This window comes from Haloferax litoreum, assembly GCF_009674605.1.
Taxonomy (GTDB): domain Archaea; phylum Halobacteriota; class Halobacteria; order Halobacteriales; family Haloferacaceae; genus Haloferax; species Haloferax litoreum.
The window spans coordinates 2615732-2638374 of sequence record NZ_WKJO01000001.1 but is presented as its reverse complement, the minus strand read 5'-3'; the positions used below and the strand labels follow the sequence as shown (position 1 = coordinate 2638374).

General features: G+C 61.9%; 27 protein-coding genes. 9 read left to right on the top strand and 18 right to left on the bottom strand.

What is annotated here, in order from left to right; translation table 11 throughout:
* Positions 1-38: 38 nt before the first annotated feature.
* The 5 genes from GJR96_RS13565 to GJR96_RS13550 all read right to left on the bottom strand — a co-directional run bounded on the left by GJR96_RS13565 (position 39) and on the right by GJR96_RS13550 (position 3834).
* Positions 39-1082, bottom strand: coding sequence for a sulfite exporter TauE/SafE family protein (locus GJR96_RS13565; protein WP_191965867.1), 1044 nt, complete (start codon positions 1080-1082; stop codon positions 39-41).
* Positions 1079-1228 carry a DUF7512 family protein gene (locus tag GJR96_RS18175; RefSeq protein WP_191965866.1) on the bottom strand — a complete coding sequence of 50 codons (150 nt, stop codon included), beginning with the start codon at positions 1226-1228 and terminating at the stop codon, positions 1079-1081. Before GJR96_RS18175 ends, GJR96_RS13565 begins: the two co-directional genes overlap by 4 nt.
* Positions 1229-1693: 465 nt before the next feature.
* On the bottom strand, positions 1694-2158 hold the full coding sequence (locus tag GJR96_RS13560) for a YeeE/YedE family protein (RefSeq protein WP_151163414.1): 465 nt from the start codon (positions 2156-2158) through the stop codon (positions 1694-1696).
* Positions 2155-2646 (bottom strand): YeeE/YedE family protein, encoded by a 492-nt coding sequence (locus GJR96_RS13555; RefSeq protein ID WP_058573806.1) that lies wholly within the window; start codon positions 2644-2646, stop codon positions 2155-2157. The genes GJR96_RS13560 and GJR96_RS13555 overlap by 4 nt, the downstream gene beginning before the upstream one ends.
* Positions 2647-3834, bottom strand: a complete 1188-nt coding sequence (locus GJR96_RS13550) for an MBL fold metallo-hydrolase (protein ID WP_151163413.1) — start codon at positions 3832-3834, stop codon at positions 2647-2649.
* A gap of 271 nt (positions 3835-4105) precedes the next feature.
* Between GJR96_RS13550 and GJR96_RS13545 the strand changes: the two genes are divergently transcribed.
* Together GJR96_RS13545 and GJR96_RS13540 are read left to right on the top strand one after the other, a co-directional pair.
* Complete coding sequence (locus tag GJR96_RS13545; RefSeq protein WP_151163412.1) at positions 4106-4357, top strand: sulfurtransferase TusA family protein; 252 nt, start codon at positions 4106-4108, stop codon at positions 4355-4357.
* Positions 4354-4935: a DsrE/DsrF/DrsH-like family protein gene (locus tag GJR96_RS13540; RefSeq protein WP_151163411.1), complete on the top strand. Its 582-nt coding sequence runs from the start codon at positions 4354-4356 to the stop codon at positions 4933-4935. The genes GJR96_RS13545 and GJR96_RS13540 overlap by 4 nt, the downstream gene beginning before the upstream one ends.
* Positions 4936-5017: 82 nt before the next feature.
* Here the strand turns inward: GJR96_RS13540 and GJR96_RS13535 are convergent, their stop codons facing one another.
* From GJR96_RS13535 to mce, 7 genes are all read right to left on the bottom strand, one after another.
* Complete coding sequence (locus GJR96_RS13535) at positions 5018-5821, bottom strand: N-acyl homoserine lactonase family protein (RefSeq protein WP_151163410.1); 804 nt, start codon at positions 5819-5821, stop codon at positions 5018-5020.
* A 59-nt stretch (positions 5822-5880) separates the two neighbouring features.
* Positions 5881-6696 carry an SDR family NAD(P)-dependent oxidoreductase gene (locus GJR96_RS13530; RefSeq protein WP_151163409.1) on the bottom strand — a complete coding sequence of 272 codons (816 nt, stop codon included), beginning with the start codon at positions 6694-6696 and terminating at the stop codon, positions 5881-5883.
* A 122-nt stretch (positions 6697-6818) separates the two neighbouring features.
* Positions 6819-7481, bottom strand: coding sequence for an AIM24 family protein (locus GJR96_RS13525; RefSeq protein ID WP_151163408.1), 663 nt, complete (start codon positions 7479-7481; stop codon positions 6819-6821).
* Positions 7482-7577: 96 nt separating this feature from the next.
* Positions 7578-8729 carry an acyl-CoA dehydrogenase family protein gene (locus GJR96_RS13520; protein ID WP_151163407.1) on the bottom strand — a complete coding sequence of 384 codons (1152 nt, stop codon included), beginning with the start codon at positions 8727-8729 and terminating at the stop codon, positions 7578-7580.
* Between the two features lie 134 nt (positions 8730-8863).
* Positions 8864-10522 carry a long-chain fatty acid--CoA ligase gene (locus tag GJR96_RS13515; RefSeq protein ID WP_151163406.1) on the bottom strand — a complete coding sequence of 553 codons (1659 nt, stop codon included), beginning with the start codon at positions 10520-10522 and terminating at the stop codon, positions 8864-8866.
* An 88-nt stretch (positions 10523-10610) separates the two neighbouring features.
* Positions 10611-12575 carry an o-succinylbenzoate--CoA ligase gene (gene menE, locus GJR96_RS13510; protein ID WP_151163405.1) on the bottom strand — a complete coding sequence of 655 codons (1965 nt, stop codon included), beginning with the start codon at positions 12573-12575 and terminating at the stop codon, positions 10611-10613.
* An 87-nt stretch (positions 12576-12662) separates the two neighbouring features.
* Positions 12663-13046 (bottom strand): methylmalonyl-CoA epimerase, encoded by a 384-nt coding sequence (mce, locus tag GJR96_RS13505; RefSeq protein ID WP_151163404.1) that lies wholly within the window; start codon positions 13044-13046, stop codon positions 12663-12665.
* A 54-nt stretch (positions 13047-13100) separates the two neighbouring features.
* On the opposite strand from mce, the gene GJR96_RS13500 reads away from it, so the two are divergent.
* A complete protein-coding gene (locus GJR96_RS13500; protein ID WP_151163403.1) occupies positions 13101-13445 on the top strand; it encodes a YbjQ family protein in 345 nt (114 codons plus the stop codon).
* Positions 13446-13457: 12 nt separating this feature from the next.
* The gene (locus GJR96_RS13495) at positions 13458-13781 is read left to right on the top strand and encodes a hypothetical protein (protein ID WP_151163402.1); all 324 of its coding nucleotides are present in this window, start codon (positions 13458-13460) and stop codon (positions 13779-13781) included.
* A gap of 166 nt (positions 13782-13947) precedes the next feature.
* Here GJR96_RS13495 and GJR96_RS13490 read toward each other — a convergent pair whose 3' ends face one another.
* Together GJR96_RS13490 and GJR96_RS13485 are read right to left on the bottom strand one after the other, a co-directional pair.
* Positions 13948-14232: a hypothetical protein gene (locus GJR96_RS13490; protein WP_225317742.1), complete on the bottom strand. Its 285-nt coding sequence runs from the start codon at positions 14230-14232 to the stop codon at positions 13948-13950.
* 270 nt (positions 14233-14502) lie between these two features.
* Positions 14503-16179, bottom strand: coding sequence for an acyl-CoA mutase large subunit family protein (locus GJR96_RS13485; protein WP_151163401.1), 1677 nt, complete (start codon positions 16177-16179; stop codon positions 14503-14505).
* 204 nt (positions 16180-16383) lie between these two features.
* On the opposite strand from GJR96_RS13485, the gene GJR96_RS13480 reads away from it, so the two are divergent.
* The 3 genes from GJR96_RS13480 (at position 16384) to GJR96_RS13470 (ending at position 18236) form a co-directional block, all read left to right on the top strand.
* A complete protein-coding gene (locus GJR96_RS13480) occupies positions 16384-17052 on the top strand; it encodes an O-methyltransferase (RefSeq protein ID WP_151163400.1) in 669 nt (222 codons plus the stop codon).
* 90 nt (positions 17053-17142) lie between these two features.
* On the top strand, positions 17143-17514 hold the full coding sequence (locus GJR96_RS13475; RefSeq protein WP_151163399.1) for a nascent polypeptide-associated complex protein: 372 nt from the start codon (positions 17143-17145) through the stop codon (positions 17512-17514).
* Entirely contained in the window at positions 17511-18236 is a 726-nt protein-coding gene (locus GJR96_RS13470; RefSeq protein ID WP_151163398.1) for a tRNA (adenine-N1)-methyltransferase, read from the top strand. The genes GJR96_RS13475 and GJR96_RS13470 overlap by 4 nt, the downstream gene beginning before the upstream one ends.
* A 32-nt stretch (positions 18237-18268) precedes the next feature.
* Here the strand turns inward: GJR96_RS13470 and GJR96_RS13465 are convergent, their stop codons facing one another.
* The 3 genes from GJR96_RS13465 to GJR96_RS13455 form a co-directional block, all read right to left on the bottom strand.
* Positions 18269-18844, bottom strand: a complete 576-nt coding sequence (locus tag GJR96_RS13465; RefSeq protein ID WP_151163397.1) for a DUF6517 family protein — start codon at positions 18842-18844, stop codon at positions 18269-18271.
* Positions 18845-18884: 40 nt separating this feature from the next.
* Positions 18885-19205 (bottom strand): transcription factor S, encoded by a 321-nt coding sequence (locus GJR96_RS13460; protein ID WP_058573825.1) that lies wholly within the window; start codon positions 19203-19205, stop codon positions 18885-18887.
* Positions 19206-19296: 91 nt separating this feature from the next.
* Positions 19297-19554 carry a DUF5789 family protein gene (locus GJR96_RS13455; RefSeq protein WP_151163396.1) on the bottom strand — a complete coding sequence of 86 codons (258 nt, stop codon included), beginning with the start codon at positions 19552-19554 and terminating at the stop codon, positions 19297-19299.
* Positions 19555-19729: 175 nt separating this feature from the next.
* Between GJR96_RS13455 and GJR96_RS13450 the strand changes: the two genes are divergently transcribed.
* A complete protein-coding gene (locus tag GJR96_RS13450; RefSeq protein ID WP_151163395.1) occupies positions 19730-21073 on the top strand; it encodes a methyl-accepting chemotaxis protein in 1344 nt (447 codons plus the stop codon).
* A 16-nt stretch (positions 21074-21089) separates the two neighbouring features.
* Here the strand turns inward: GJR96_RS13450 and GJR96_RS13445 are convergent, their stop codons facing one another.
* Positions 21090-21866 (bottom strand): enoyl-CoA hydratase/isomerase family protein, encoded by a 777-nt coding sequence (locus GJR96_RS13445; protein WP_151163394.1) that lies wholly within the window; start codon positions 21864-21866, stop codon positions 21090-21092.
* Between the two features lie 101 nt (positions 21867-21967).
* On the opposite strand from GJR96_RS13445, the gene GJR96_RS13440 reads away from it, so the two are divergent.
* Positions 21968-22468, top strand: a complete 501-nt coding sequence (locus GJR96_RS13440; protein WP_151163393.1) for a DUF5797 family protein — start codon at positions 21968-21970, stop codon at positions 22466-22468.
* The last annotated feature ends 175 nt before the right edge of the window (positions 22469-22643 follow it).

Genomic DNA, 22643 nt, shown 5'->3' with positions numbered 1-22643 from the left:
GAGGTCGAACCGCGGATAGTTAGCGTGTGGTGCTCGGGTTAGTCGGCGGTGGATGTTGCGCCAGTCGTGCGAGCGCGCATGGACTTGAGGGCACTGTAGACGACAGCGCCGGCGACCATGAGCGCAGACCCGAGAATCAGCGCGAGGCTGACGTAGTCGAGAACACCCATCCCGAGGTAGTTACCGGCCTGCCGGACGGCGACTGCGAGGGCGCCGAGGAGCAGCATCAGGCCGAAGTAAATCTTGATTTCGTCCTCGTTGACGATGGACGTCGCCGCGGAACCAACGCGGGCACCGAGCGCGGAGCCAGCGAGGAGGGGAGCGACGATAGAGAGGTCGACACCGCCGGACTGCGCGTAGAGGAACGACCCGATACCGCCAGAGAACATAATCTCGAACAGGTCAGTCCCAACCGCAATCGGAACGGGCACGCCAATGAGGTAGAACAGCGCAGGCATGCGGATGAAGCCGCCACCGACGCCGAGGAAGCCCGAGAGAAGACCCGTCGCGAAGGCGACGAGCAGGACCATCCAGAGCGAGACCTGAATGCCCCCGCGCAGGGTAATCATCGGCGGGAGCGAGTAGCTCTGAATCTTCTTTGCTATCTCGGGAATGTCGTCGGCGTTGATTTCGGCGTCTTCGTCGACATCGTGGCTGACGCCGCCGTCGCCGCCACCTTTCAGTGCCTCGTAGGTGACGAACGCGCCGATACCACCGAGCAACAGCACGTACGTGATGCTGATAATGTTGCCGGCGAGACCGAGTTCTTCGAGGTGGAGGACGATTTCCTTGCCGACTTCCAACCCGACGGTGGTCCCGATAATCATCGAGACACCGAGTTTGTAGTCGACTTGGCCGAGGTCACGGTGCTTGAGCGTCGCGATGACAGAGGTACCGAAGACGAACGCGAGACCAGAACCGACGGCCACGCGCGATGGGTAACCCATCACGAGGAGCGCGGGCGTGACGAGGAACGACCCGCCCATCCCGAAGAAGCCGAAGAGGATGCCGATGAGGAGGCCGAATCCGGCGAACATCACCAACATGGCGGCCGAGATTCCGAAAATCTCCATCATGGTCATTCACCCCCGAGGAGTTTCAACACGGTAGAGCCGAGGACGCTCTCTAGTGCGCCGTATCCGACGTACAGCACCATGGCCTCGACGAGAACGATTCCGACGAGTGCTGCTGCCTGGGTACTCCCAGTTAGATTTTCGATTCCGAACATCTTACCAGCACCCCGTGGGGCGCCCAACTGATATTGTACGAATCATGCTTTCCTGTACACTGCTGGCTAACCGGAGAGAGGATATAACGCTTTTGGGAACACCGTACAATACCATATCGCGATTGGATACTCATAAGTTATAGATTGAACATAGAAATACCGCTAAACTGTGGCTTCATTTGTACATCAGAGTGTTACGAACAGATATGGCCGCTATCTATGACGGAGTAATATTTCGTGGTGTGTACAACACTCTGTGACTGCAGACGTACGGCCGCTCGAGCAACCAGTGACGCAGTCGCTGTCTGGTTCGTGAGAGGTACCGGGGACGGGGGAGTGGCGAGCGAGGTGGTTGGTAGCGAGGGGGACGACACGGCGCTTCGTTGGACGGCCCATCGAGCCCGTCACGTTCACAGTGGGGACTCGGCGCTGGATGCGAAGACGAATAGAAAAGATGGGGGAGCGTTAGTCAGCAGACGTTCCGCGGGCAGCACTCTCGGCACGCCGAGCGCGCCAGAGGCCCTGCAGGTAGGCGCCGACGAACATCCCACCGATGGCGATGAGGATGGGGTAGTTACCGACACCGAGGCTGGCGTACGCCGCCCCGGGGCAGATTCCTGAGATACCCCATCCGGCACCGAAGATGACGCCACCGACGACGACGTTCTTGTCGAACGACTTCAGACGGCGGCCATAGTTCGCTCCGGTGAGAGGTGCCCGGTCACCGAGCGTCTCCGCGAGGGCGAAGACGACGCCGGTGGTGACTGCGGCCCCGCCCATGACGAAGAGGAGGCCGAAGTCGTCGAACTGGAGGAAGTCGATGACGACTTCCGGTCGAGCCATGTTACTCAGTCCGAGGCCGAACCCGAATATCAGACCGCCCAAGACGATGAGCAGCATGAATCCGAGTCCGCGTTCGTCGTCGCTCATGGCGACACCCCCAGCGCCTGGAGGAGTTGTGCGACGCCGATGGCGACGAGCATGAAGGTTGCGACGTTCACGAACGAGGTTCGCGAGCGAGAGCCGACGCCACAGACCCCGTGCCCGGACGTACACCCTTTACCGATGCGGGTTCCGATGCCAACGAGCACGCCGCCGACGGCGAAGCGCCACGGTTGGACTTCGGAGACCCACCAGCCGTCACCGAGTGTGACGGTGTAGATGGCGGCACCAGCGACGATGCTCAGGGTGAAGACGACGCGCCAGTCGCGTGACGTGACGTACTTCGTCTTGTTGAACCGCGGAAGGTCGGACACGTACGAGAGCGTCGACTCGAGGAAGGTGCTCGCGCCCGCGATGATACCCGTCCCGAGGTAGATGATGGCCGTCCCCAGACCGATGAGGAGACCACCGAGCGCGTAGTGCGCTATCCCGTTCGGGAAGAGGCTATCGACGAGGAGCGGCGTCAGTCCCGACATTTAGTTCGTCAGGGCTTCGTTGCTGGCCGCGCAGTTGTTCGGGCCAAGCTCGAGTTCGAACGCGCGGTCGTCGTCCGACTCCTGCACACCGAGGTTGGTCTCGATGATGTCGATGTAGTTGGCCGGCCGAGGCGGCATGTCCGAGAGGATGAACTCGACGAACTCGTCTTTCGGCATGGAGAGTGCGCCCATGGTTTCTTTGAGTTCCCCGAGGGTAGCGGTGTAGCTGCCGTCTTCGGCGGGGATTGCCGCATCACTGAAGTGAGCGGAGGCCACGATGAAGTGGTCGTCGTGGTTGAGGACGCGCTCTTGAAGCGAGTCGTAGAGCATGCCGGCGGCGTCCGGGGCACCCTCGTCGCCGTCTTCGAGGTCGGGGCGGGCGACCGATTCGATGAACAGGCCGTCACCCGTGAACAGCACGTTGTCGACCTTGTAGGTCGTCATGCCGGTCGTGTGCCCGGGCGTGTGGATTGCTTCGATTTCCGTGTCGCCGACGGTGAGCGTCTCGCCGTCCGCGATGGTGTCGTAGTCGACGTCGTAGTCGACGCCGCGGCCTTCGGCGGCCTCGGGGATGACGCCCGTGACGCCTTCGTCTTCGACCAGCGTGCGGACGCCACTGATGTGGTCTGCGTGGATGTGGGTGTCGATGGCGTACTTGAGTTCTGCACCCATCGCCTTCGCGTCCTGGACGTACTCGTCCGAGAAGTAGCGAAGCGGGTCGACGACGGCGGCTTCGTCGCCGTCGACGATGAGGTACGCGAGACAGCCACTGGAGGGACGCTGGTACTGTGCGATGGTGGCGTCACCGTCGGTCTCCAGTTCGGTGTACTCGTAGATGCTGGCCCAGCCGTTCATGCCGCGTTCGAGGGCGACCGCGTCGTAGCCCTCCTGAATGAGCAGCCCGGCGACGTACTCAGACGACGACCCCTTCGCACAGAGGACGACGAACTCCTCGTCCTCGGGGAGGTCTTCGTAGATGTCGTCGCTGAGGTCTTCGTCGAGGAAGTCGAAGTACGGAATGTTGACGTGCGAGACGTTTTCGCCCTCGATGCGCCACTCCTCGTGTTCGGATGGCACGCGGTTGTCGAGGATCGTCAGCTCTTCTCCGTTATCGATGCGCTCTTTGAGCGTCTCGGGTTCGATGACGGGAACTTCGGTTTCCAGTTCCGGGAGGTCTGGAGCAGTCATGTATGCATCACCCACTATTAGATGGTCTGACTTAAGGGTTTGCATAGTCGTTCGATTTTCCTGCAATACTAAATCAGGTATCTGTCCCGGTGAAGTTAGTGTGATTGTGCACTCGCGTAGGCGACGAATGATACTAACCCTGTAGAGAGCGCGAGAATCCAGCCAGTCGCTCGAACCGACTCTGATATTGCGCAGTCTGCCCAAGAACCGACACACTTTTAGGAAACACCCTGATATTGTGGGATACACCCAACACAGGTGAACCCGAAAAATGAGTGAGTACGAACCTACCGAAACCCTCGACGTGAAAGGACTGTCCTGCCCAATGCCCGTCGTCAAGACCCGCGGTGCGGTCGACGACCTCTCGTCCGGAGAGATTCTGGAAGTTGTCTCCACAGACTCCGGCAGCATGAGCGACCTGAAAGGCTGGGCTGACACGACTGACGGTGTCGCCATGCTCGACCAAGAAGAGACCGAAGAGGGCGGCGACGCGCTCTTTGTCCACTACATCCAGAAGGAATGAGCTCGGACGCTGACGCGCCCGTCGACACGACGACCGCCTCCGTCGAAGAACTCCAGGCACAGATTCAGGCGCTGGAAGAAGAGGTCTCTGACCTCCGCGAGGCGACCGACGACGGCGGGCAGAAGTCGATGACCATCATCGCAACGAAAGGCACCCTCGACATGGCGTACCCGCCGCTCATCCTCGCGAGTACGGCGGCCGCCTTCGGGTGGGACGTCGTGGTCTTCCACACGTTCTGGGGCCTCGACATCCTCCACGAGGAGAAGTCGAAGAACCTCAAACTCAGCGCCATCGGCAACCCGAGCATGCCGATGCCCAACGCCGTCGCCGCGTTGCCCTTCATGGACAACGTCGCGACGAGCATGATGGAGAAGAAGATCAAAGAAAACGGGACTGCGACCGTCGAGGAACTCATCGAGACGTCTCTCGACATGGGCGTAGACCTGCAGGCGTGTCAGATGACCATCGAACTGATGGGCTACGACGAAAATGCGTTCTACGACGGCGTCACCACCGGCGTCGGTGCGGCGACGGCACTCCAGCACATGGCTGAGTCCGACGTCCAACTCATGATCTGATTCGAAGCGACTCGCAACCAACCTCCCACCACCACCACACTCCCCCCTTGAGATGCTGAGAGGTGCGCTCCCCCGCGCCTTCTCAGACGTTCCACCCCTTCTCGAAGGAACGGAACCGGTCGAGGTCGTGTCCGAACAACACGTCCGCACCGGTCTGCCGTTCCATCTCTTTGATTTTCTGGAGACTGTCGAACCAGTGACGGTCACTCCAGAGTAATCCCGGGCCGAGTGGCACCTCGTCCGTGTAATTCCCCTCGACGTAGCACTCGTCACCAGCGATGAACACATCACCCGCGGGCGTCTGGATGTGTGCCCCCATCACGCCGGGTGTGTGACCCGGAAGGTGGTACAGACGCATCCCATCGAACAGTGTGTACTCGTCGCCGTGGACGACGTTCCAGTTCAGGTCGTGGTCGAAGTCGGACGCGAGGTACGCAATCGACCCCTCCGTCGTCTTCGCCGAGTAGTACGCGAACTTCAGTTCCTCCTCGTGGACGTAGATTGGAACGTCCGTCCCGGCGAACTCCCTGAGGCCACCCGCGTGGTCGAGGTGGAGATGGCTCATCACCACGGCGTCGATGTCCGAAAGCGAGTATCCGACTGCATCGAGGTCTGCTTCCAGCGTGTGTTCTGCGGAATCGACGTGTGCGAACGCCTCGTACAACGGCGCGGGCCAATAGCCGTTCCCTGCATCCGGATTCGACCCGGTGTCCCACAGAACTGTCTGGTCTGGACCGTCGATGACGGCGTTCCAGACGACGAACTCGGCCATCTCGTGGTCCGGGTTCGGATTCGACGCGCTCCCCATGGAGTAGCCAGAGAGGACGTATCCCATGTCAGCGTGGACGCGACCGCGGTCGACCAGGTGGACGCTAATGTCACCCATGCTCACGCTTAGGAGGCAGCGGAGATAATTGTTAGTTCGCGAAGGGGTTGTGCCCCAGTTCAGATGACGTTCTGCAGGATACCGCCGTCGACGGCGAGTGCCTGCCCCGTCACGTTCCGGTTCGTCGCGTAGAACACGGCGAGTTTCCCCATGTCTTCGGGCGTCTGGTCACGTCCCAGCGGGATGACCCGTTTGATGGTGTCTTCGTACGCTTCGTCGAGTGTCGGGGTCAACACCTTGTTCCACATCGGTGTGTCTACGATGCCGGGGCAGATTGCGTTCACCGTCACGTCGTCACCCGCGAGTTCGAGGGCGAGCGATTTCGTGAACCCGAGAACGGCGTGCTTCGACGCGCAGTAGTGAGCCAATCCCGATGCACCGATACTTCCCGCAATCGACGCGGTGTTGATTATCGCTCCGTTCGACTCTTTGAGGTGTGGAATCGCCGCCTTCGACGGGAGGAAGACCCCTTTGACGTTCACACCCATCACCGAGTCCCACTCTTCTTCTTTCATCTCTTCGACCGGGTCGACGGTGATGATACCCGCGTTGTTACAGAGGACATCGATTCCGCCGAACTCTGAGACTGTCTCTTCGACCATCGCAGCGACCTGGTCGGCGTGCGTCACGTCGCACTCGACGATGTGCGCACGGCGGCCGAGTTCTTCGATGCGTCCGGCGACTTCTTGCGCCCGGTCCGCACCGCCGACGTCTGTAGACGACTGTTGGTTGTACTCCGTGTCGAGGACGTTCACGTCCGCGATGACGACGTCACTCCCCGCTTTGGCGAGTTCGACCGCGATTCCCGCTCCGATTTGTCCGCCTGCACCAGTCACAATCGATACCTTGTCCTCGAGTGGTTGTGCTGTCGACATAACTCGGAGCGAGATACGTCAGATGACCAATTAGCTCATTTTTCTGTGATACTGGTCACTCAGGAAGGCGAGTCAGTCACGACGCGCTAGAAAAAATGGCCGGTGGCGACGACGAAGACGGGTTACTGTCCGGGTTGGACTTCCTCGTACGGTTGGACGATGACGAATCCGTCGTTGCCCGCGAACTCGAGTTGGTACGTCTCACCCGACGAGCGACCGATGAGACTCTTGACGTTCACGTCGCGCTTGGACGACGGCGAGACGTTCCCACTCCACGCGACAGTCGCGTTCGGGTCTGTGCTCACGGGCGTCTCGAGGACGAGCGGTTTCCCGTGCGTCGTGATGGCGACGTGCCCCGGCCCTTCGAGGAAGACGTTGAACAGACCGCCGGTCGAAGTCCCGGCGATACTCTTCAGCATCTTGATGTCCCAGTTCACGCTGGATTCGAAGGCTAACACGTCGTTTCCGTTGACGCTAATCTCTTCGCCCGCGTCGAGTTCGAGAATCTGGACTTCCTTGCCCTGGTCGGCGAGATAGAGGTTTCCGGACCCGGATGCTTGCATCATCACCTCGCCTTCGCCTGAGACTTTCTTCTTCAACATCCCTTTCAGGCCGCCGGCGGACTTTCGTTCGAACGAGATGTCTCCCTCGTACCCGACCATCGTGCCGGCTTTGGCCATGATACTGCCGTCGAGTGCGACGTCGAGGAGTTTCGAGTTCTCCAGTTCGAATGCTTTGTCGCCGTCGTTCGGTGCGTGAGAGCTAACGAATTCTTCGAGTTGCATGATAGTCACCGAGTCGTAACGGGGACGACTCTGGATAGAGGACTATCGGACCAGCCTATAATTCTATTCGCCGAGAAATGATTGCCGGAAGACGTTTTAGAGGCCGCCCTGCCGGTAGATGAGGTTGCGTTGAATCTCGTTTGCACCCTCGTAGATGACCGGGATGCGAACGTCACGGTAGACGCGAGAGATTTTGTTCTCGTTGAGGACCGAGCGACCACCGTGGAGTTGCATGCCACGTTCGGCCACGTCGACTGCCATCTCGGTCGATTTCGTCTTCGCAGTCGCAGCCCAGAATCCTGCGTCTTCGCCGTTTGCGACCTTCTCCGCGGCACGCCAGTTGAGTGCGCGCGCCGCTTCGAACTCCATGCGCATGTCGGCGAGGATGTGCTGGACTGCCTGGAAGTCCGAGACACTCCGCCCGAACGCCTGTCGGTCGTGGACGAACGACCACGCCTCTTCGATGGCGGACGCGGCGAGTCCGAGACTGTGGCCACCGACGACGATTCGGCCGTGGTTGAAGAAGTCCGCGAGCATGTAGAATCCGCCACCCTCGGTGCCGATGAGGTTCTCTTCGGGAACCTCACAGTCGTCGAAGACAATGTGGCCCTGCTTCGACGCCCGCATGCCCATCTTCTCGGGGATGTGCTCGGCCTCGTACCCCGGCGTGTCCGTCGGGACGACGAACATGGAGTAGTTCGAGTATCGGTCGTCCGAGTCACCCGTCTTGGCGTAGACGGTGAGCCAATCGGCCTCGACGGCGTTGCCGACCCAGTACTTCTCGCCGTTCAGTACGTATCCATCGTCGGTCTTCTCGGCCGTCGTCTCCATCCCGGCCATGTCGGACCCGGTCTGTGGTTCGGAGACGGCGAGTCCCGAAATCTGCTCGTTCTCGGCGATGGGGCGGAGCCACGTCTCTTTCTGTTCTTCAGACCCGTAGTGTTCCATAATCTCGCACCCGAAGGAGGCGAGTTGGAGCGTCAGTGCGATGCCAGCGTCGGCACGGTAGAACTCCTCGGAGATGGCGAGAATCTGCTGGAGGTCGTATCCCTTGCCACCGTACTCCTCACTGATGTCCTGTGCAACAAGTCCTGCGTCCATCCCCGCTTCGAGGACGTCACGGGGGTACTCACCGGACTCGTAGTACTCCTCTGCGACGGGGACGATGTGTTCTTCGGCGAACTCGCGCGCCTCACGCTTGACGGCGCGGGCGTGCTCTGGCACGATTGATTCGTCGAGAAGGTCCATATCCACTGGTAGGGTCGAACAGGCATATACTGTATGGAATCAGTATAAACTTCAAACTAATTCATTGTGAGTAAGAGGGGCGTCGTGACTCTGCTCGACGGTGAGGACAGAAAAGTCGAGACGCGATAGCCGAGTCAGTTCTGGGACGGGGCGTCTTCGTCGGGCGTCTTCCCCTCGATGAGCGAGGAGTCGTCGTACTGGTCGCGGAGCACCTTCTTGTCGAACTTACCCGTCGCTGTCTTCGGAACTTCCTCGATGAAGACGACTTCGTCGGGCGTCCACCACTTGGGGAACTCCGAGCGGACGAGTTCGACGACGTCACTCTTGAGTTCGTCTTCGTCCGACCCTGCCTTCGGGACGATGAACGCCACGGGGCGTTCCTGCCATCGTTCGTGGGGGACGCCGACGACTGTCGCTTCCGCGACGCCGTCGTGCGCCATGATGGTGTTCTCCAGTTCGACAGACGATATCCACTCACCGCCGGACTTGATGACGTCCTTCGCACGGTCGACGATTTTGACGTAGCCATCTTCGTCCACGGTCACCACGTCGCCCGTCTTCAGCCAGTTACCTTCGAAGTCCTGTTCGTTCGCGTCTGGGCGCTCGAAGTACTCCGTCGTGACCCACGGCCCACGGACCCACAGTTCACCGAAGTCTTCGCCGTTCCACGGCACTTCGTTGCCGTCGTCGTCGACGACGCGCATCTCCAGACCGGTGACGAGTAGCCCCTGCATGCCGCGCTTTTCGTACTGTTCGTCGGCCGGAAGGTCCTCCATGCCGGGTTTGAGGTGTGCGACGGTTCCGACCGGCGACATCTCGGTCATCCCCCACGCGTGGACGACTTCCACGTCGTACTCTTCGTCGAAGCGGCGGATGACGGACTTCGGTGCCGCCGCGCCGCCGATGACGATGCGTTCGAGCGACGAGATGTCGGTGTCGTGCTCGTCGAGATATTCGAGGAGGCCAAGCCAGACAGTCGGGACCCCTGCGGTCATCGTCACGCCCTCTGATTCGATGAGTTTCGCGAGGTCCTCCGGCGTCGGCGATGGGCCGGGGTAGACGTGTTTGGCACCCGCGGCAGTCATGGAGAACGGGAGTCCCCACGCGTTGACGTGGAACATCGGCACGACGGGCATGACGACGTCGTCTGCGCCGATGTCGAGACCCGCCTGCGGGAGCGTCGCCATCGTGTGCGCCCAGAGCATCTGCTGGGAGTACTCGACGCCTTTCGGCTTGCCCGTAGTCCCAGAGGTGTAACACATCCCCGCCGGTTGGTCTTCCGGCAGGTCCGGCCAGTCGTACTCGTCGGAGTAATCGCCGATGAACGACTCGTAGTCGGTCACTGGGTCGAGGTCCGTGTCGGGAACCTCTGACGCCATCACGACGAACTGCTCGACGGAGGCGAAGGCGTCTTCGTCGATTGCGCCGGCGAGTTTCGGTGCCAGCGACGGGTCGACGAAGATGATGCGGTCTTCTGCGTTCTCGACGATGTACTGGATGTGGTGGTCCGGGAGAAGTGGGTTGATGGTGTGGAGTTGCGCACCCATCGACGGGACACCGAAGTACGTCTCGAAGTGTCGGTCGTGATTCCAACAGAACGTCGCGACGCGGTCACCGTCGCTGATACCCGCATCTGCGAGGGCGTTCGCGAGTTGTGCGACGCGCCCCTCGTACTCCGAATACGTGTATCTCGTTATGCCCTCGGACGTTCGGGAGACGATTTCGCGGTCCGGGAAGAGTTTACCTGCACGCCACAGAAACGGTCGAAGTGTCTGGTTGGTAGCACCTACCATACGTCCCTGTTGCCGTAAAACGTAATGATTGTTTGGACAGGAACCGGCAAGACGCGGGCTATTGATTATCGAACACGCGCCGTCGCGTTCATTCCTCGTCGTGGTGCGTCGTCCTCGCCTCGGCGTCTGCGTCCCCATCATTGCCACCGGCGTCTGCGTCCCCGTCACTGCCACCGTCGGCCCCGCCACTGCCACCTTCACTGTCGTCGCTGGCGTCGATGCCACCGTCGTCTGTCATCTCAGACTCGTCGGCAGAGTCTTCTGGGCCCTCCTTGTCGTCGTCCTCGTCCGGGACGTCGCTTTCGTTGCCCTGAGAGTCGCGTGAGTTCGTCGACTCGGTCACGCCTGCGGGTTCGGGTTCGTCCGATTCGTCGGCAGGAGTTGGTTCACGCTCTTCTGCGTCTTCTTCGTCGCCACGTTCGGCGTCGGCGACGACGGTTGGGTCAGCCCCGATAGCACCGTCGCCCTGCGGGTCACCGGTCCACTCGGGTTCTGCTTCCGTGACCGGTTGGGAAGCCTGCAAGCGCTCTCGGACCTTTTCTCGGTCGATAGTCCCCGAGACGGTCCGTGGAAGTTCGTCGGTCGGTTCGACGAGGCGCGGGACTTTGAATCCGGCAAGGTGTTCGCGGCAGAACGCGTCAAGCGCGGACCGGTCGAGTCGCATCTCCGGGTCGGAGAGAACGACGAGCGCACTCACGCGTTCGCCCCACTCTGCGTCGGGGATGCCGAGGACGACTGCATCGTCGATGGCGGGGTACTGGCGGAGGACGTGGACGACTTCGCCGGGGTCGACGTTCTCGCCGCCGGTGATGATACGGTCGTCCTTGCGGTTGAGCACGTACAGGAGGCCGTCGTCGTCCCGGTATCCGATGTCCCCCGTTCGGAGACCGGCGTCGGTGAACGCGTCGGCAGTCGCCTCGGGGTCCCCGTAGTATCCCGGTGAGACCGTGAGTCCGGAGACGACGATTTCACCGGCGGTCCCCGGTTCGACGAGAGTCCCGTCGTCGTTCACGATGTCGAGGTCCACGAAGAAGAGTTGGCGTCCGACGGTTCCGATAGACGAGAACGCCTCACGGGGCGTCGCAGTCGCAATCTGTGAGGCCGTCTCGGTCATCCCGTAGGTTGGGTACACCGGGACCGAGTAGTTCCGGCATCGTTCGACGAGTTCTTCGGAGGCAGGCGCGCCACCGAGAAGGACGACGCGGAGCGAATCCGAGAGCGTCCCTCGACTGTCGAGCATCCGTTTGAGCATCGTCGGTACGACGGAGACACCCGTCACGTCGTACTTACCGATGTCGTCGGCTGCACCGCCTGCGTCGAATCCGTCACGGAGGACGATGGTCGTCCCGTACAGTGGACTCCGGAGAATCGGCCCGATGCCACCCATGTGGTGCAACGAGAGCGTGACCAACCAGCGGTCACCGGGGGAGAGGCCGAGTCTGAACGACGAGGCGACGGCGTTCGCGAGTACGTTCCCCATCGTGAGTCGAACCGCCTTCGGTGTCCCCGTCGTCCCCGAGGTGAACAGGAGCAACATCGTATCTGAGAGGTTCCACTGGGCTGGCGTGGTACTCTTCGGTGCTATCGACGAGAGGTTGATGACGCCCTCCCAGCGCGGTTCGTCGACTGAGACGACAGGGACGTCGACTGTCGCTTCGACGGCAGTGGACTCTGTCGAGTCGCCGCAGACGAGCGCAGTCACGTCGGCGATTTCGAGGTTTCGAGCGACTTCGCCCGGCGTCAGACGTTCGCTGAGTGGGACGAGCGTGACTCCGAGGCGTCCTGCGGCGTGGATGAGACGAACGTATTCGACTCCCGGTTCGAGGAGGACGCCGAGGTGGTCGCCGGCTTTGACGCCGAGTGCAGCGAGTTGCCCCGCAGTCTCGGAGACGAGCGAATCGAGTTCGCGGAACGTCCACGAGTCACCGGTCGGTGCGTAGATGAGCGCTCGGTGGTCTGGCGTCGTCGCGACACGGTGCGAAAGCCAATCGCGCATCGTGCCCGAGAGTGCCTGTCTCGTCGGGGTGTTGTCGTCTGTCGTATCTTCGGTCATCAGAGACCTCCGTGAATCGGAGTTCGGGTCGTCCTCGTGTCGCCGGAAGGTTCGGGGTGTGACTGCCGTGGAGGGCGGCGATTGAGGCTAATGGGAGACGAACTCGACCAGTACGCCGCCAGTCGATTTCGGATGGAGGAACGCGACGTCGTGTCCCCACGCACCCGGGCGCGGTTCCTCGTCGATGAGCGTGATACCCGCGTCACGGGCGGTTTGGAGTGCGCCCTCGATGTCGTCGGTTTCGAGTGCGACGTGGTGGATACCAGCACCGTTCTTCTCGAGGAACTTCCCAATCGCGCCATCTTCGTGGGGTTCGAGCAGTTCGAAGTACCCGTCTTCGAGTTCGAGGAAGACGACGGTCATCCCGTCGAACGTCTCCTCGTGGGCCACCGGCGCGTCGAACAATTCCTCGAACAACGCGGCCAACCCGGCGGCGTCCGGCGTGGCGATTCCGATGTGGTCGAAGTGCATGCCAACAACTCTACGGGCGCAACGGATAAACCCAGACGATTCGTTGGTACTGTCATGATAGTAACCACTACTGAGACTGTCGCAGGCCGAGAGATTACCGAATCCCTCGGAACCGTCCGTGGAAATACGGTCCGAGCGCGAAACGTCGGCCGTGACATCACGCAGGGACTTCGAAACGTGGTCGGTGGTGAACTCAAGTCGTATACTGGTCTCTTGGCCGACTCGCGCGACGAAGCGACAGACCGGATGATAGAAGAAGCAGCGTCGATGGGTGCAGATGCCATCGTCAGCGTCCGGTACGTCACCGCAGAAGTCGCACAGGGTGCGGCGGAGATTCTCGCGTACGGGACGGCGGTCACGCTCGCAGACGAGTCCGATTCGAATCAAGACGTCGCGTAAGCGAGACTCACCGTGAGCGACATCGCGACCCGGTTCGCTCGTGGCGCAGTTCGACTGGCCACGGCACCGGAGACACTCGCCGTGTTCGTCGTCCTCGTTCTCGCGTGGGGTGCTGGGTTCGTCGGCGTGCTCCCGAAAGAGGTGTGGATTGTCGACTTCCCGGCGTTAGCCGCCGCGTTCTTCCTCGATACACTCGCGTTCAACGAATTCGGAGTCGGCGAGAACACAGTATTCTACTCGGCGCTCGTGGTGTTCGGATACGTACAGGCGATGCTCGTCGCGACAGGAGTGCGTGTCCTCCGCCGTCGACTCGGCCACCCGAGCGTCGGCGAGTGAGGCGTCTCGTCGGTGGGCAGTAAAAAAACAGGTGAGGTGGAGGGCTGAAGCGGTGGAACGCGGGGCGAACCGGAGGGAGGAGGGCCGAGCATCGGCGGAGACTGTGGCGGACTGGGCGTCAGCGGGCGTGTGGAGGGCCGAGCGTCAGCGGCGAGTCACTGTCGACTCAGTCGCGCGTCGTACGCGCGACGGTGACTTCGACGGGGAACCCGGGGACGGCAACCTTCATCGACGAGCGCTCGATGCGAGCAACGAGGACGCGAGCGGCGGCCACGAGGCCGACGAGCGCAGTCGTAGCGACCAGCGACAGCACGGGGTAGCTAGCGACTACGACCACACCGGCGGCGAGGGCCAGCACGATAGCCTGCACCGTAAACGAGGGCGCGGGTTTGTGGTGGGTTGGGGGGTAGTCGGAGACGGTACGAGAGTGTCGGAGGTGTCTTCGTGACATCTGTGTTCTGGTGGGGACAGTCGGATACGATACCGGGGGCTCTCGAATGTGAGATGCCCCACGACGCGCCGGCCGCACGGCTGTGCGCCGCTGAAGTAGTGGAAGCCGCGATAGACGCGGGAGCGACCGGGCGTGTGACGGGGGGTCAGAATCCAGTAAGAGGCATCGTCAATCCTCGTTATCGGCCACTCGGGGGTCGATAATAAGTCTTCTTAGCCGAGTGAAAGTATAAAATTAGTTACGTTTTGTCACGGAGGTTGGTACCGTGACTCAGGCCATCTCGGGGGCGTACTCGCCGAACTCTTCGCGGAGGACGCCGCAGATTTCGCCGACCGTCGCGTACGCCTTGACCGCCTCGACGATGGGTGGGAGGAGGTTCTCGTCGGAGTTCGCGGCGGCACGCACGTCGTCGAGTGCTTGCTCGACCGCTTCGGAGTCGCGTTCGTCTTTGACCGCTTCGAGCGACTCGACCTGTTTCTGTTCTTCTTCTTCGGAGACTTCCTGAACGTCCGGGTTCGGTTCCTCGTCGACCTGATACTCGTTGACGCCGACGATGACGCGTTCGCCCGCCTCGACTTCACGCTGGCGTTCGTAGGCGACGTCCTGAATCTCCCGCTGAACCCACTGGTTCTTGATGGCGTCGAGCATCCCTCCGCGTTCGTCGACTTCGTCGAGCAGGTCGAACGCTTCCGCCTCGATTTCGTCGGTAAGGGCTTCGACGTAGTAACTTCCTGCGAGTGGGTCGATAGTGTCGGCCGCACCGGACTCGTGGGCGAGAATCTGCTGTGTTCGGAGCGCCGTCCGAACGGATTTCTCAGTCGGTAGCGACAACGCCTCGTCTTTCCCGTTCGTGTGGAGCGACTGGGTGCCACCGAGGACCGCCGCCAGGGCCTGATAGGCGACGCGAACGACGTTGTTCTCGACTTGCTGAGCGGTGAGTGTCGACCCACCCGTCTGGGTGTGGAACTTCAGTTGCATCGACTTGGGGTTCTCCGCGCCGAAGCGTTCTTCCATAATCGTCGCCCACATGCGGCGGGCGGCGCGGAACTTCGCGACTTCTTCGAGGATGTTGTTGTGCGCGTTGAAGAAGAACGACAGTTGCGGCGCGAAGTCGTCTACGTCGAGGCCGGCGTCGACTGCGGCTTGGACGTACTGGATGCCATCGCCGAGCGTGAACGCGACTTCCTGTGCCGCCGTCGAACCCGCCTCGCGGATGTGGTAGCCGGAGATAGATATCGTGTTGAACTTCGGCGTCTCCTGTGCGCAGAACTCGAAGATGTCCGTGATGAGACGCATCGACGGTTCGGGCGGGTAGATGTAGAGGTTGCGCGCGATGTACTCTTTCAGGATGTCGTTCTGGATGGTCCCACGCAGTTGTTCGCGCGGAACGCCCTGTTTGTCGCCGAGTGCGACGTACATCGCCAGAAGCACCGAAGCGGGCGCGTTGATGGTCATCGACGTGGAGACGTCGCCGAGGTCGATGCCCTCGAAGACCGTCTCCATGTCGTGGAGACTGTCGATAGCGACGCCCGACTTGCCGACTTCGCCGGCGGCCATCGTCGCGTCGGAGTCGTACCCCATCTGCGTCGGGAGGTCGAACGCGAGCGAGAGTCCCGACGACCCGTTGTCGATGAGGTACCGGAATCGCTCGTTCGTCTCGGCGGCGGTGCCGAATCCGGCGTACTGGCGCATCGTCCAGAGTCGCCCACGGTGCATCGTCGGATACACGCCGCGCGTGTACGGTTTCTCGCCGGGGAACCCGATGTCCTCCTCGTAATCGACGTCGGCGTCGGCAGGTGTGTACAGTCGTTCGACGTCGTTTCCACCCGTGTCGGTCGTGAACTCGTCTTTTCGTTCCCCGAACCGGTCGAGCGTCGGCGAGAGTGTCTCCTCCTCCCACTCGGCTTTGGCCTCCCGAATCTGGTCGAGTTCGTCGGGATCAAACATGGACGAAGATGAGAGACGGCGTGACTTAAGCGTAGGCGGGATACACGTGGACGGTAACGTTTGCCAGCGTCGGTGCGACTGGCCACACAGAGACGTCTCAGTACCACGGGGTGTCCCCCGAACGCAGGGGTGACAGAGGACGTAATCGGGCGTTCACGTCAACAGGATGTCGAACTTTATCCGCGATGCCGACCCTCTGTTCGTATGGATATCCTCACCGACGAGACCAAGCGCTTCCTCACCGCCACCGCACCCGACCACGACGAGGTGCAAGTCGAGATGGCAGCGTACGCCGCCGAACACGGGTTCCCAATCATCGGCCCCGAAGCGGGCGGAGTCTTGCGCTTTCTCGCCCAACTGGCTGGCGCGACCCGACTCTTCGAGTTCGGGTCCGGGTTCGGGTACTCGGCGACGTGGTTCGCCAAAGGGATGACCGACGAGGCAGAGTTGTTCTTGACCGAGCACGACCCCGAGGAACTCGACATGGCACGCGACTTCCTCGAACGCGCCGGACTCGCCGACAGGACGACGTTCCTCGAAGGTGACGCACTCGAACTGGTCGAGTCCGTCGACTGCGAGTTCGACCTCGTGCTGTTCGACCACCAGAAACACCGCTACGCCGAGGCGTTCGACGTGATTCGCGACCGGGTCGCCGTCGGTGGCATCGTCGTCGCCGACAACGTGATGCGCGGCCCCATCGACTTCGGCGCCCTCGTCGAGTGGGGAGACGGAACCGCGCAAGCACTCGATGGCACGAACGACGACACGCGCGGCATCGCGGCCTATCTGGACGCTGTCCGTGCCGACCCGCGGTACGAGACCATCGTCCTCCCCGTCGGGAACGGACTCGCGGTCAGTTCTCGTCTGGAGTGACGCATTCAGACTCCGAGGAGGGTCGGATTCGCAGACACGTCGCCAGCGACGTTCGCCACGCTTTTGAGAGGCGACCCCGACCCTTCGGGTATGTTTGGAGGCGGCGGGATGAACCCGCGAAAGATGAAGCAGATGATGAAGCAGATGGGTATCGACGTCACCGAGTTAGACGCCGAGGAAGTCGTCATCAAGACGGCCGACGAGGAACTCGTCTTCTCGGACGCGCAGGTCACGCGCATGGACGCGCAGGGCCAAGAGACCTACCAAATCGTCGGCGAACCCGAGACGCGCGAACTCGGTGCCGGTGACGACGAAGCCGAGAGCGACGAGGCAGACGGGGCGATTCCGGAGTCCGACATCGAAATCGTCGCACAACGTGCCGGCGTCTCGAAGGACGACGCGCGCGAAGCACTCGAGGCCGAAGACGGCGACCTCGCCGCGGCCATCGCACGTCTGGAGTGATACTCCTCGTTCACGGCGACCGAGAGTACCTCCGCGCTCCCGGTGAGGAGTTACACACCGACCTCGGGATGCTGACCGTCCCCGAGGACGTGAAAGCGGGCCAGACGCTCGAAACCCACATCGGTGAGGAATTCCTCGTCCGCGAACCCCGCGGGCCGGACCTGTTCAACCACTTCGAGCGAACCGGCGCACCGATGATGCCGCGAGATATCGGCCTCATCGTCGGCCACACCGGCATCGCGGCGGGCGAACGCGTCCTCGACGCCGGAACCGGGACGGGCGTCCTCTCTGCGTACCTCGGCCGACTCGACGTCGACGTGACGACGTTCGAGCGAAACGCCGACTTCGCCGACGTGGCCCGCGAGAACATGCGACTCGCAGGCGTCGAAGACCGAGTCGACGTTCGCACGGGCGACATCACCGACGAACTGGACGCCCTCCGCGAAGACGACTTCGACGTGCTCACTCTCGACACGGAGAACGCACCAGAAGTCGTCCGCGAGGCACCCGACCTGCTCGTGACAGGAGGCTACGTCGCCGTCTACTCACCCTTCGTCGAAGGGACGCGCGCGACAGTCGAGGCGGCGCGCGAGGCGGGTCTCTCGGACGTGGAAACGTTCGAAACCATTCAGCGACACATGGACTTCGGCGAGCGTGGGTCGCGCCCATCCACTGCCGGTGTCGGCCACACTGGCTACCTCGTCTTCGCTCGCAACGAGTAATCGGCGGGGCGTCTGCGCGCGACGCAGACGCTTCACTCCATGCGCCGAATCACGCGGAACAACTCTTCTCTGAACCGCTCCGGGTCGATGGCGTCGTGGAGCGCTTCGGCCGTCTCACCCGCACCGTCGACGACTTCTCGGGGGTACGCACCGCCCAACAACAGGTACTCACCATCGGTGGGGACGACTGCGAGGTAGGCGTCCGCCGCAAGTCGAACCCCGGCCAGTGTGACCTTCGTGTCGTAGCGGATGACTTCTGCTTCACCGTCGTGCACCGCGAGAGAACGAGTCCAACTTCGGTGCACGTCCGAAAAGCCGCGCTCGGCGAGTCGCTCTTCGAATCCCGAGGCGGCGCCACTGACAACCAGTCGCGTGAGCGCCTTCGAGGGCGGCGTCCGTGGCCGGACTTCCAGACGGGTGGCGAAGAGGAAGCGCCACGGTCCGTCGGCTATGGCGGGGATGCGTTCTCGAATGGTCGCGTCCTCGTAGATGACGGTCCGCGCGAGGACGTGGATGAACCCGAATTCGAACGGGCGGTCGGTCGATTCGTCGACGCGGACCCACCCCTCGAGCGAAGGGAGTGTGGGCGGAGGCGGCACATCTGCCATAACCCCCACTACGGACGGAGAGAGGAAAAAGGCGAACCGCTCAGTGGTCGTCTTCGCGCCACTTGTGGTCGCACTCGACGCAGGTGAAAAAGCGCGTCTCGGACTCGTCGGCGGACCGAATCTGCTTCATCTCGTAGCGCGCTACGTCGTGGCCACAACTCGGACAGATGGCCTTCGTCGTCGGGCCAATCTCGCCGGCGTCGACGTCGGACATGTCGACGACTTCGCTCGACTCTTGGCCCTCGGTGGTGACCATCGTCTTCTCTTTCTCGCTGTCGCGTGCCTTCTCGTGGCCGTTCGCGCAGACCCAGACACCGTCCTGCGGTGTCATGAGGGACCCGCATTCGTCGCAGAACTCCATGATAGTACGTCCTACCGCTTGAGGAACTTAAGCGTCCGGATTACGTCGTCGCAAAAGGGTGCTCGGGTGGGGACCGAGGGGGCAGTCGCACTCAGGCGTCGCCGTCCGACTGGCCCGGTTCGCCGACTGCCTCGATGGGCATCGCCATGTTGAGTTCGTAGTACAGTTCTCTCGAATCGGCGAACTCGTCGGTGTAACACCCACGGATAACCTCACCTAAGTCGGCGTTTCCATCGGCGAGCAGGACTGTCACACCGTCGAACGCGGCGGCGGCGTCTCGTCGGGTCGTCGGGTAGGAGATACCCTCTAAGGCGGGTTCGACACGACTCAGTTTGATTCTATCCTGCATGATTATTCATTACATACACGAGTATTTAGCCGTAGCAGGATGCGTGCTAACACAACTCCGGAGGCTACCAGTTGCAGTCCAGTGTCGTCAGTATTGCCGCGTCCGAGCGCCAATATCGTTCGTGATAGACGGCGTGTAGGCTTTATTAGACCCGTTTTCGTGGGCATCGGTAGACATGCAGGCACACGAGAACGGGGCTGGACTGGGCTGGGAACCCAGCGAGTCGCTGGACGAGACGTCACGTCTCGAAGCAGAGCGAGACTTCTGGAAAGGACTGTTCGAACAGGTCATCGCCAACGTTCCCGAACCGATGTTCACCGTCGATTCGTCGGGGCACCTGACGCACATCAACGAATACGCGACCGATGCGTACGGTATCGACCCGGCGACGGATATCGGCAAGCGCGGCATCGACGCGTTCGGCACCGAGGGGAAAGACGAGATTCTCGCGACGAAGATTGCACGAACCGACCAGGTAATCCGCGAAGACGAGTACCGCGGCGTCCAGACGGACGACGGGATGCTCTGGGTGCGAGCGATGGGGACACCGCTGTACGCACCCGACGGCGAAGTCGTCGGCGCAGTCGAACTTACCACCGAGACGACCGAGATGGTGGAAAAGAACCAGATGATGAGCGAAGCACAAGAACAGGTCTCTGAGGAAGTCTCCGCGTCTATCGACCGAGCGATGGCCTCGGCGGACGACGTCTCCGAGAGCGTGACCGCCGCGAACGAAATCGCGAGTCAACAAGCCGAGGCGATGGAAGAAGTCTCCGGCGAAGTCGGGTCGCTGTCGGCGACAGTCGAAGAGATTGCTGCCAGTGCCGACGAAATCAACAGACAGAGCACCGAAGCACAGCACCTCGCCGAAGAGTCACGTGAAGACGGCGAAGTCGCCGCCGAAGCGATGGACCGCGTCGCAGAAGGCGGCGAACACGTCGCCGACCGGACGCACGAACTCGCCGAGCACATCGAGGAAATCGGCGAAATCATCGAGGTCATCAACGACATCGCCGACCAGACGAACATCCTCGCACTGAACGCCAACATCGAAGCGGCCCGCGCCGGCGACGCAGGTGCCGGATTCGCCGTCGTCGCGGACGAAGTGAAGTCGCTCGCGAACGAGGTACAATCCGAGTCCGAACGTATCGAGGAGATTATCAGCGAGACGCGAAACGACGCCACCGAGACTGTGGCCGGTATCGAGTCACTCACCGAAGACGTTCGCGACGGCGCAGAACGAATCGACACGCTCATCGAAAATCAGACCGAGATTGCCGCGACGATTCGTGAAGCGGCGACGGGCATGGACGACATCGCCGACGCCACCGACGACCAGGCGGTCCGCACCGAAGAAGTCGCCAGCATGGTCGACAACGCGTACCAACAGTCGACCGACGTGCAAGAAGAGACGAGTGCCGCAGTCGCCGCGAACGACACTCAAATCGAAATCGTCGCCGAGATTTCGGAGTCGGTTCGTGACCTCGAAGCGGCGATGGCCGAAATCGAAGACCGCTGAAACGGCGTCGCTGGTTCTATTCGAAGTCTGGGTCTCGCTTTTCGAGGAACGCGTCCATCCCTTCGCGCTGGTCGTGCGTGCCGAACAGGCCACTCCAGACGCGGGCCTCGAAATCGAGTGCGGCGTCGCGGGGCGCGTCGTGCGACATGTTGATGGCCGCCTTCGCGCCGGCGAGTGCGTGTCGTGGCTTTGCGGCGAGGTCCGCGGCGAGTTCTTCGACGTGCGAATCGAGTTGGTCGTGAGCGACGACTTCGCCGACGATGCCGTACTCGTGGGCGTCGCTCGCATCGACGCGTTCACCGAAGAAGATGAGTCGGCGCGCGAGTTCGTCGCCGACGAGGGTCGGCAGACGGACACTGCCACCCCACCCGGGCATGATACCGAGGTCGATTTCGGTCTGGCCGAGGAGCGCTCGCTCGGAGGCGACGCGAAGGTCACAGGCGAGTGCGAACTCCATGCCACCACCGAAGGCGTACCCGTTGATTGCTGCGACGGTGGGTGCCGGGAACTCTTCGAGGCGCGAGGCGATGCGGTGGCCCTGCTCGGCGTACTCCTGTGCCTCTGGCGTCCCGATATCCTTCATGTAGCTGATGTCTGCGCCCGCGATGAACGCCTTGTCGCCGGCCCCGGTGAGCACGAGGACGCGCGCGCCCCGTTCTTCGGCCTCGTCGAGCGCCTCTTCGAGGGCGTCGAGCGTGTCCGTGTTGAGGGCGTTCATCCGGTCGGGTCGGTCGATGGTGATGGTGGCAACGTCGTCGTCGTCCCAGTCGAGTCGGAGTGTTTCCCAGCTCATGGCAGAGGCCACGGGTGGTGGAGGGATAATGATTAACGATTGGTCCCCTCTGCTGGAGATTCCAGAACAACGTTATACTTCCTCCATCGAATCGTCCGAGTATGACGCTCTCCGACGAGGCGAAAGAACGACTCGCCGACATCGTCCGCCTCCAACCGACGAAGAACAAGGAGTTGCAGGACCGGTGGGACCTCGAAAGCGGCAGCGAGGTCCATCAGTACCTCGAATCCGACCTCAAGGACTACTACTACCGCGACGACAACAGTCTCATTCGCGCCACGGCAGAGGCCGCAGAACTCGTCGGCGTCGAACCCGGCGTCGAGAGCGACGGCGACGAAGAGTCGGTGCCGAGCGTCATCCGGGTCCCGACTCTCGAAGCCCGTGTCTTCGAAGTCGTCGCCGGCCCCGACGAGCGCTCCGAGAGCGTCGTGAGCGTCCTCAACAAACTCCGCGAGGCGTTCGACATCGACCCAGACGTAGACGACGTCCGCCGAGCGCTCCAGAGTCTCCGCCGAAAAGGTGTCGTCGAAGTCGTCTACCGAACAGTCCCGACGTTCAAACTCGCAGTCGACCGCGACGACGTGGACGTCGAAGTCGTCTGACCTCGCAGACGCACACTGCCAAACGGTGGGTGTGCCGAGTGCCTCCCACCCGTGGTCAACTCCGATACGCGTGCAATGCGACCAGAAAGACCAACAGAAGGGGAATGAGGGGCGCTGCGGCGTCGAACGGCACCAAGAGCAAGACTATCGAGGACACGACGACGAATTCGAGCGC